This is a genomic window from Methylosinus sp. Ce-a6 (assembly GCF_009811655.1).
GTDB lineage: Bacteria > Pseudomonadota > Alphaproteobacteria > Rhizobiales > Beijerinckiaceae > Methylosinus.
This window is the reverse complement of the sequence record NZ_BGJX01000084.1, coordinates 1-1,246: the sequence shown is the minus strand read 5'-3', so window position 1 is coordinate 1,246 and position 1,246 is coordinate 1. Positions and strand designations below refer to the sequence as shown.

The 1,246-nt window shown below is 71.4% G+C and carries 1 protein-coding gene; it reads right to left on the bottom strand.

What is annotated here, in order from left to right; all coding sequences use genetic code 11:
- Positions 1–4 precede the first annotated feature (4 nt).
- Positions 5–1,078 carry a polysaccharide biosynthesis/export family protein gene (locus tag Mspo_RS19405; protein WP_306344978.1) on the bottom strand — a complete coding sequence of 358 codons (1,074 nt, stop codon included), beginning with the start codon at positions 1,076–1,078 and terminating at the stop codon, positions 5–7.
- Positions 1,079–1,246: the final 168 nt, after the last annotated feature.

Genomic DNA, 1,246 nt, shown 5'->3' with positions numbered 1-1,246 from the left:
GCGGTCACTTCACCGCCGCGCCGACCGCCGCGCCCTGGATCGCCGGCTGCGTCAGCATGGAAAAGAGCTGGAACGCCTTGCCCACCTCCGTCAGCGGCGCGTTGGAGACGAACAATATGTCCTTGTCGCGCATCGCGAATCGCCGCGCCGTGAACAGCGCCGCCGGATTGCGCATGTCGAGATGATAGGCCACCGGAACCAGAGGCTGCGACGCCAGCAGCGGCGACACGGTCGGATAATCCGCGATCACCGCCGCCTGCTCGTAGCGCAGCACGAACAGCCCGCTCGGATCGGCGCGCTGGTCGGTCAGACCGCCGGCCTTGCCGATCGCCTCCTCCAGAGTGAGTCCCCGCGCGTCGAAATGCGCCACCGCATTGGCCCCCGTCGCTCCGGCCACGGTGAAAGTCTGCGGCGTGCGCTCCACCGTCAGCACGTCGCCCGGCCGCACGAAGATGTTCTCGCGCGGATTGGCCAGCAGCGCCTGGACCGGCGCCCGCGCCGTGCGGTCGCCGCGCGTCAGGCTCACGAAAGTCTCGTGCACCGGCGAGCGAAAGCCGCCCGCCGCCGCGATCACATCCATCACCCGGTCGCCGCGCAGGGTCAGCGGCACGCGCGCCCCCTGCGTCACCTCGCCCGTCACCGTCGCCGTATTGCTGATGTTGCGCGACACATTGACCAGCGCCTGCGGCTCGATCGCCTTGCCGCGCAGCCGCTCGACGATCGCCGCCTCCACCTCCTGCTGCGTGCGCCCGGCCACCTGGACGCGCCCGGCGTAGGGCACCGTCACCGAGCCGTCGCGCCCGACCGTCTGATCCGGGATCGCCGCCGAGCGCGAGCCGGGGCTCGTGCGGTCCAGAGCCGGAGCGGAGAAGAGGCCGCCCGCCGCCGCCTCCCACAAAGTGATCTGCAGCGTGTCGCCGACGCCGATCGGCTGCGAGGCCGGCGGCCGATAGTCGCCGAAGGAGCCGCGCAGCCCCGGCGCCGCCCTTTTCGCCAGCGCCGCCGTCACCTGCGCGTCGATCTCGACCAGCGCGAAAGCCGTCTCCGGCTGCGATTGCGTCGGCGTGCCGGCGCTCATCACCGCGTCGGCGGAAGGGCCGCTGCCCGGAAGCAGGCTGCAGCCCGAAAGCACGGCCGCGACCGCCAAAACCCCGAAAATACGAAGCGTCTTCAAAACCACGCCGCCCCCGACCAATGCTCCGGGCCGCTCCCGAAGCTTCGCCGCGCGCCCAAATGACCCCGTCTC

Coding starts and splice junctions, on each gene's coding strand:
- Mspo_RS19405 (WP_306344978.1), bottom strand. CDS start 1,078: ATGAGCGCCGGCACGCCGACGCAATCGCAGCCGGAGACGGCTTTCGCG.